At 41.2% G+C, this 7,125-nt stretch carries 11 protein-coding genes; 9 read left to right on the top strand and 2 right to left on the bottom strand.

Going from position 1 to position 7,125, the window contains the following annotated elements:
* Positions 1 to 528 precede the first annotated feature (528 nt).
* The gene (locus QUB20_RS27745) at positions 529 to 915 is read right to left on the bottom strand and encodes a hypothetical protein (RefSeq protein WP_333251282.1); all 387 of its coding nucleotides are present in this window, start codon (positions 913 to 915) and stop codon (positions 529 to 531) included.
* Here QUB20_RS27745 and QUB20_RS27750 point away from each other — a divergent pair.
* From QUB20_RS27750 to QUB20_RS27790, 9 genes are all read left to right on the top strand, one after another.
* On the top strand, positions 910 to 1,155 hold the full coding sequence (locus tag QUB20_RS27750) for a hypothetical protein (RefSeq protein ID WP_333251279.1): 246 nt from the start codon (positions 910 to 912) through the stop codon (positions 1,153 to 1,155). The genes QUB20_RS27745 and QUB20_RS27750 overlap by 6 nt on opposite strands.
* A 152-nt stretch (positions 1,156 to 1,307) precedes the next feature.
* Positions 1,308 to 1,484, top strand: a complete 177-nt coding sequence (locus QUB20_RS27755; protein ID WP_333251277.1) for a hypothetical protein — start codon at positions 1,308 to 1,310, stop codon at positions 1,482 to 1,484.
* 92 nt (positions 1,485 to 1,576) lie between these two features.
* Complete coding sequence (locus QUB20_RS27760) at positions 1,577 to 1,909, top strand: hypothetical protein (protein WP_333251274.1); 333 nt, start codon at positions 1,577 to 1,579, stop codon at positions 1,907 to 1,909.
* A gap of 405 nt (positions 1,910 to 2,314) precedes the next feature.
* On the top strand, positions 2,315 to 2,527 hold the full coding sequence (locus QUB20_RS27765) for a hypothetical protein (RefSeq protein WP_333251272.1): 213 nt from the start codon (positions 2,315 to 2,317) through the stop codon (positions 2,525 to 2,527).
* 12 nt (positions 2,528 to 2,539) lie between these two features.
* Positions 2,540 to 2,731: a BrnT family toxin gene (locus QUB20_RS27770; RefSeq protein ID WP_333251284.1), complete on the top strand. Its 192-nt coding sequence runs from the start codon at positions 2,540 to 2,542 to the stop codon at positions 2,729 to 2,731.
* Complete coding sequence (locus tag QUB20_RS27775; RefSeq protein WP_333251271.1) at positions 2,715 to 2,975, top strand: hypothetical protein; 261 nt, start codon at positions 2,715 to 2,717, stop codon at positions 2,973 to 2,975. The genes QUB20_RS27770 and QUB20_RS27775 overlap by 17 nt, the downstream gene beginning before the upstream one ends.
* 133 nt (positions 2,976 to 3,108) lie before the next feature.
* Positions 3,109 to 3,750 carry a Uma2 family endonuclease gene (locus QUB20_RS27780; RefSeq protein WP_333251269.1) on the top strand — a complete coding sequence of 214 codons (642 nt, stop codon included), beginning with the start codon at positions 3,109 to 3,111 and terminating at the stop codon, positions 3,748 to 3,750.
* A gap of 164 nt (positions 3,751 to 3,914) precedes the next feature.
* On the top strand, positions 3,915 to 4,289 hold the full coding sequence (locus tag QUB20_RS27785; RefSeq protein WP_333251266.1) for a DUF433 domain-containing protein: 375 nt from the start codon (positions 3,915 to 3,917) through the stop codon (positions 4,287 to 4,289).
* 121 nt (positions 4,290 to 4,410) lie between these two features.
* On the top strand, positions 4,411 to 4,656 hold the full coding sequence (locus QUB20_RS27790) for a type II toxin-antitoxin system HicB family antitoxin (protein ID WP_333251262.1): 246 nt from the start codon (positions 4,411 to 4,413) through the stop codon (positions 4,654 to 4,656).
* Between the two features lie 85 nt (positions 4,657 to 4,741).
* On the opposite strand, the gene QUB20_RS27795 is transcribed toward QUB20_RS27790, so the two are convergent.
* Positions 4,742 to 6,793 (bottom strand): polymorphic toxin type 44 domain-containing protein, encoded by a 2,052-nt coding sequence (locus QUB20_RS27795; protein ID WP_333251260.1) that lies wholly within the window; start codon positions 6,791 to 6,793, stop codon positions 4,742 to 4,744.
* Positions 6,794 to 7,125 lie beyond the last annotated feature (332 nt).

The following is a 7,125-nucleotide window of genomic DNA, read 5'->3' on the forward strand; positions in this document are numbered from 1 at the left end:
AGATTTTAGATTTTAGATTTTAGATTTTAGATTTTAGATTTTAGATTTTAGATTTTAGATTTTAGATTTTAGAATTGGCCCCACGGATAAATTCCGGGGGCAAGTTTCATCGGATACAGGTTTTTTATTTCTGGACGGATGAATCACGTGGCGGGTATCCTGGATGCTTTCGGTTAGAGTTTTTTCAGTAATTGTGAAGTACACAAACTAGAGTTGCTGTCAACTATCTTTATATTGAGTTAAGGAATTAATTGTTTAAAAAGTGATAGAGTAATTTTATTCCTTGCAATTGCGTCGGCTGCGCCCGATCGTAAGTGTAAATAACTATCAAATATGGCTAATCTGTCATGCCCGTGCAATTTTCTAGAGGCTTTTGTAAAATCAAGTTTTTCAAGGCATTAGCACTTGGTTTTTCAATTGCAGCTATTTGCCCCGCACTGCTATCAGCTCTAAGTCTTGGCGCGTCGATGGTTGCTACCGACTCAGGGGTGCAAGCGCCAATTGTGCAGGAGAATTTACCGTCTCAATTCAAACTAGATCAAGAAACAGCAGACGATCGCGATCGGCTTCGTGATTTATACTCAGGTTCAGAATTAAATAGAGACAGTAAAGAGCAAGACAATAGCATCCCGGAGTTCGATCAATTGACCCAAAGTGAGGCCCCAGAAACTCTCCCTCAATTGCCGAACCGAGGAGAAAACAGACACGAATTGCCGATTCCCAACCCGCGGCTGCCAAATCCGCCTCGTCTCCCGTAACCCGCGCCACCAGCGCTCTTGCTTTCAGGCGAACAGCTTTTGCCGCCTGCTGTTCCCGCGCCGACACAGCCTCCAGAATTGCTAAGATTCCGGGTACGATAAAAGTCGATCGATTTGAAGTAGTTGGCAGTTGATTTACCGCGAGCCGATCGTGCAAAATCCGAGAAGAGAAATCGCGATCGGTATTGGTACTCGCAGTCGAGAAAGCGATACATCTTTGCTGGGAAAGGATTTTCCGCTGTCGCCGGAAGCAGATAATCGGGGTAGAAATCGGGTTGCGGTGCTGAGGCTGTTTCAGGATTTTACTCAGAGGGGAGAGAGATGTCTTGGCGGCGCGATCGCAGTTTTGTCAGGGAGTGGCAGCATTTGGCGCTACGGTGAGCAGCAGCAGCCCTGACCGTCGATTTTTGATTTGGCGGGGTCATTCGATTTTAGATTTTAGATTTTAGATTTTGGATTGATCCCACGGATAAATTTGGGGGCTTGAGGATTTTAGATTTTAGATTTTGGATTGATTCCACGGAATAAATCACGTGGCGGGTACCACCTTTGAAATTCGCTTGTCAATTGCAGTACGTGCGGTTGTGGGTTCCTGAGAGGCTGCTGGTGGTGCGATCGGATGTGGAATTGGCTGGGGCAGAGCTTTTGTCGATCGAACCATTGGGTATAGGGGACTCAGACACATTGCGGGGCTACCGTCAATCGATTTTAGATTTTAGATTTTAGATTTTAGATTTTAGAGGCGACCCCACGGATAAATGCTCTTTCTTGAGGATTTTCGATTTTCGATTTTCGATTGATTCCACGGAATAAATCACGTGGCGGGTACCACCTTTGAAATTCCTGGTCAGGAGGCTTTGCTGACCGATAGCGGGATTTGTGATTCAGCCGAGTTGCGGTATCCGATGCAAGCGCACCCGCGACAAACAGGGAGTTTTGCAGGTGACGGCGTTTGTGGATTTTGGCAATGTTTGGAATCCCAGGGAAAGCGCGGTTTTGGAAGCGAATACTTTGCTGTCAGCGGGATTGCGGCTGCGGTGACTGTAAGGGGCGAAAGGTGGAATGCTCGCAGAGGCTGGGCAATTTCTTTGATTGATATTAAGTCGAGCAACAGGAGTTTACAAGAGCGCGGGCTGTATTTTTCTGTATAATTCAAACCTTTTTAGGAAAAGAGTCGTTTTGCCCTTGGCGGAACTGAGCAATTCCGCTATATAGTAATAAGTATCATTTGGCACTCCTCTGTGGATGCCAAGAGTGTATTTTACTGATAATCTTTAAATTAAACTATGTCTAAGGTTCGGTTGCTGCTTTTAAGTTCTTTTGCTTCCGGTTTTGGCCTTTGCTCAATCATTTTGGCGATGTTTACGATGACTTCCCGGCTGTCGTTTACGTCTTTTTTTACATTTGTTTTAACTTTGGTGTTTTTTGTAATTAATCTGCTTTTTGCTTTGCATTATTATACATCGCTTACTAAGCAATTGAGTGTTAAAACTAAAAGGAAAGCGAGAATTTAGCGGTTGTGAAGCCGAAGCGGAAAAAGGCATGGAGAGTTATTTATGGAATTTGAATGGAATCCAGACAAAGCGACACTAAATGTTGAGAAGCATGGTGTTTCCTTTCAAGAAGCCACAACCATATTTAATGACCACGAATTTCTTGATGCTACCCGCCACGTGATTTATCCGTGGAATCAATCCCAAATCGAAAATCGAAAATCCTCAAGCCCCCCGCATTTATCCGTGGGGTCGCCTCTAAAATCTAAAATCTAAAATCTAAAATCGATTGACCCGCTATCTGTAACTTTTCCCGATCCTCAGCATTCCATCGGAGAAAGCCGGTACGTTATTATTGGTATATCCAGGTATGGACAACTTTTAATTGTTGCACACACCGATCGAGGAGAAAAAGTAAAAATCATCAGTGCCAGAAAAGCTACCCGCCAGGAGCAGAGGTTTTATGAAGAAGGATATTGAGAACGAAATGGAAGACGAATTACTTGCTGAGTATGACTTTGCTCAGATGAAAGGAGGTGTTAAAGGCAAGTATGTTGAGCAATATCGTGCAGGGACAAACTTGGTGCTTTTAGACCCCGATATTGCCCAAGCTTTTCCTAATGATGCAGCAGTGAATGACGCATTGAGGATGTTAATCAAAATTGCACAGCGCCAGCAGTTAAATACTGCGGTGCAGCGGAGCCACGAAGGATCTCAACTTTGAGAACGCGATGTCAGGAGATTGTGCGATCGCCCATATTATTTATTTGCTCAAAAAGCGATCGCCTGTGCGTTGAGACAATTATCTAGCTGCCAGCCATAATTATTTAAGGTCTAATTATTTAGGAGGTGCGATCGTGGTTATTACTCAAACCAACCCGCCAAATCTTCCCGATGCGACAAAGACTCGCTTTACTCCAGATGAATACCGGGCGATCGAGGAAACAGCCGAAGAACGTCACGAATACTGTAACGGAGAGATTATCGCTATGCCAGGAGGTTCCCCTGCTCACAGCCGTATTACCGTAGACATTACGACTTTTCTTAACGTGACTGTGCGAGACACAAATTTTCAAATCTATAACGGCGATCTACGAATTTGGATTCCTAGCTTCAATCATGGAACTTATCCCGATGTTATGGTAATTGATGGCGAACCGGAATTCAATGGCGATCGCACGGATGAAATTCTTAATCCTTTACTGATTGTCGAGGTTCTTTCCCCCTCTACTGAAGGCTACGATCGAGGTGAAAAGTTCAGAAAATATCGCTCTCTTCCTAGTTTTTGTGAATATTTGCTGGTTAGTCAAGCTGAACCCTACATTGAGCAATATTATAATGGCGATCGCCAAAGTAGCGATCGCTGGCAATGGCAAGTTTGCGATGGGATCGATCGGGCGATCGTCCTGCACAGTTTAAATATAGAACTTCCGATGTCTGAAGTCTATCGCCGCATTAGTTTTCAAGGGCGATCGGGTGACACTTCTAATGAAAGTTAACAATGCTTGTGCTGCACTCTTCTCAATTTCTACATCAATTGCATAAAAGCATTCACCGCATAATATTGATCGGCTATTAGCGAATACAACTCTAGCGATAGCACATCTAGGGCTGGCAATTAATCAGCTAGTAATATAGAGATAACTGGTAGGAGGCTATAAATATGACAAGCATACCTAACGAACAAACAGCTATCATCCGTACAGAAAGAGGACTAGCGATCGCAGGTACGCGCATCACCATCTACGACATCATGGACTATGTGACGGCTCAATATCCGCCTAAGTTTATCAGAGGATTGTTTGATCTTACAGAAGAACAAATTAATGTGGCTTTAGCTTATATTGAGGCAAATCGCGCTGATGTTGAAGCTGAGTATCAAATGGTTCTTAAGGAAGCTGAGGAACTGCGGCTGTACTACGAAGAAAAAAATCGCGATCTCAATGCTCGGATTGCCGCCCAGCCACCAAGACCCGGAACCGAAGCTGCTTGGGAAAAACTTCGAGCCGCGAAGGCAAAACTTGATGCTAAAGCATGATTTTTTTGATAGATCGTAATCTCAATGGACACGCCATAATTTTCTTTGGCTCTATTGCTAATCAAGGTGGGCTTGATATCATCCCAATTCGTTTTGTCACCTTAAAGGAGATTGCTTTAATATGTTAACTAAATACATTCAAGCTGCCATGAAGCAAGCTAAGTATGAAATTTTCCCTGATGATGGGACTTTCTACGGAGAAATTCCTATTTGTGAGGGAGTCTATGCAAATGCTCTAACTCTCGAAGTTGCCCGTGAAGAATTGCAAGAAGTATTGGAAGACTGGATCTTACTTAGTCTCACCCTGAATCTTCCTTTACCTGTTCTTGATAATATCGACCTTACAGTTACCAAGGAAGTTGCCTGATGCCTCCTTTAAAACCAGTCAAACGTCGAGACTTAATTTATTACCTGAAACAACAAATGCCCCCATCACTGAGAGCATTATTTTTTTAGGCTCCATTTACAATGTTAATCGTGTTGAGTTCTGAGGCTTTGCTAATCACTTTTTGCCTCAATTTTTCAGGGGTTAAGTTATTAGGATTACCGCCTGTTTCATTCCATAACTCAATGCCTAACTTGATTGCGTTGGTATCCTTAAAGTCTACATTGCCTTTACCTAAATCATTTAAACTTGAAGCAGCTTGTAGCTCGAAGTCAGAATAGCCGGCCGCTTTTCCAACGTAACCGTAGTGAATATTTGACCAGATATCGTAATAGAACTCTCGATCGCTATTTCCCCAGACAAGATAACCATAATTTGTACCTTTCAAATTTAAATTAGACTCTAATTTGGGCTTGTGATCCCATTCTTGACCATCAGAAACTATATTTAGCCACAGATCATAAGCCGTGACATTCGAAGTAGGAATCCACCATATATCTTTGTAGTTTTTTATGTTCTTAACATAATCACTTGAAGCATTATTTTTCATCTCTTCATACATATATTGAAGAGTTGTATCACCCTTTGCATAATTCAAATCGCCGCGATTTTTATCCAATCCCTTATCCCAAGAAAGATCAAAATACGCATCACCTTCTATTTCATAGACAAAAGCGTAAACATATTGATTGCCACTGGTGGTAGGCGTAAAAGTATAGTCCTTAAATGTCTTATAGTTGTCATTTTCTTTGTAAGCACTCTCCCATTGATTTGTAAGAGGCTTCCATTCTCCAGCATCAGTCACAAATAAATAAAATCCATCATCTGCTTTGACACGAAAATTATAGGTTTTATTGGCATCAAAGTAAGAGTAATTCCACATTCCAGCAATGAATTTATCCGAACGTCCTGCGACAGATCCTCTTCCCCAGTCTACATTTACACCATTTAATCCATCATTACGCTTGGGCAAAGTAGTATCTCCCACTTTATTAAATCTCCCATCATAAACAATAGTTGTCCACGCTGAGGCTGATGTTTCAACTAAAATAGGCTGTCCATTGGGACTGATAGTAACTTGGTCATTTTCAGATTTTAAAGTCAAAACATCAGCCGGACTCAAATTAGTTCCTCGAACCAAAGCTGAAAAAATTTCTCCTTCATCTCCTACAGAATCGATTGCATTGACGCGAGCATCAACAAAATGACCAATCTCCTCAAGAATAACACTAGAAATCGCGTCTGGATTCTTGGCGTTTTGCAGCAGGAAATCTTCTGAAATGTAAACTGTATTTGTGAGAATATCAAAACCACCATTATAGCCATTGATATCTTTGGCTGAAAGAATTTCAATTTGAGGTAAATACTGACCATTTGCTAACTCTTGAAGTAAATGTTTTGCTCCCTCTAAATCAATTTTTTCTCCAAAAGTAATGGTCATCTTATCAGAATAAACAGGATCGATAACAAACTTTTTCAGTTGACCGAGCGCAGTTTGTAAACTTGTAGCTAATATTCTATGAATATCAGGCTCTAAAGAACTACTAGATAGTTTTTTAGAGGCATCACTACTAGCAACAAAATCTGCAAATCTGAAAGAAGGAACATTCGGAACAGGTATTTGAGGAATGCTGGGCGGTTGAGGAATGGGTATTGGAGGAGTGTTGAGCGGTTGAGAGAATACCGTGTTAGCTGGATTACCTTGAGACGGCGAAGAAACAGACGAAATAAGTTGTCTTCCTTCTTTCGCGCCATAATTAATTAAGTGGTCAAATAACTGCTCCCCTGTTGTCAATCCGACGGTTCTTAAATCTGAATTAGTAGCAGCATAAAAATTCAAATCAACGTTGGGAGAGAAGAGACGTTTTTCATTAATGCCATAAGTAATTAAATGGTCAAGTAACTGTTTGGGATTTCTCAAGCCGATAGCCGCTAATTCTGGATTAACTGAGCCATAAAAATCCAAGTCAACATAAGGTGAAAATCTCCGTCCTTCATTGACACCAAACTGAATAAATTGGTTGAATAATTGTTCGTGATTTACTAACCCTGCTGCTGGCAAATCAGGATTCATTGTAGAATAATAGTCAGCATCAAAAACTTGAGAAATTTCCAACATGATATAAAAATTAATAGTTTTATAAAGCACGGTAGGGATTGCTTAATTTAGCTTAGTTTATCAGACGGAAATATTACAAGTCTAAAAAGTACGATAAAGTCAGGATTTTTTTTATTTTATAGGTGATAAGGTATGATTGCGTTGTCAAGGTACGGAAAAGTATGATAAATTAAGATAACCTTAAGCCCGACTTCAACCCTAACTCAATCTATGACTACTGAGGAACTCTTACAGTGGGCGGATGATATTGTATTTAGAGAACGCCACAGAATGATTGATCCTATAATAGTCAAAATATAATTTCAGTGTGCAGCCTATCTTATGTCTCTAAA

The organism is Microcoleus sp. B4-C2, from assembly GCF_036705265.1.
In the GTDB taxonomy this organism is placed as follows: domain Bacteria; phylum Cyanobacteriota; class Cyanobacteriia; order Cyanobacteriales; family Microcoleaceae; genus Microcoleus.

Coding starts and splice junctions, on each gene's coding strand:
- QUB20_RS27765 (WP_333251272.1), top strand. CDS start 2,315: ATGGAATTTGAATGGAATCCAGACAAAGCGACACTAAATGTTGAGAAG.
- QUB20_RS27785 (WP_333251266.1), top strand. CDS start 3,915: ATGACAAGCATACCTAACGAACAAACAGCTATCATCCGTACAGAAAGA.
- QUB20_RS27795 (WP_333251260.1), bottom strand. CDS start 6,793: ATGTTGGAAATTTCTCAAGTTTTTGATGCTGACTATTATTCTACAATG.
- QUB20_RS27775 (WP_333251271.1), top strand. CDS start 2,715: ATGAAGAAGGATATTGAGAACGAAATGGAAGACGAATTACTTGCTGAG.
- QUB20_RS27790 (WP_333251262.1), top strand. CDS start 4,411: ATGTTAACTAAATACATTCAAGCTGCCATGAAGCAAGCTAAGTATGAA.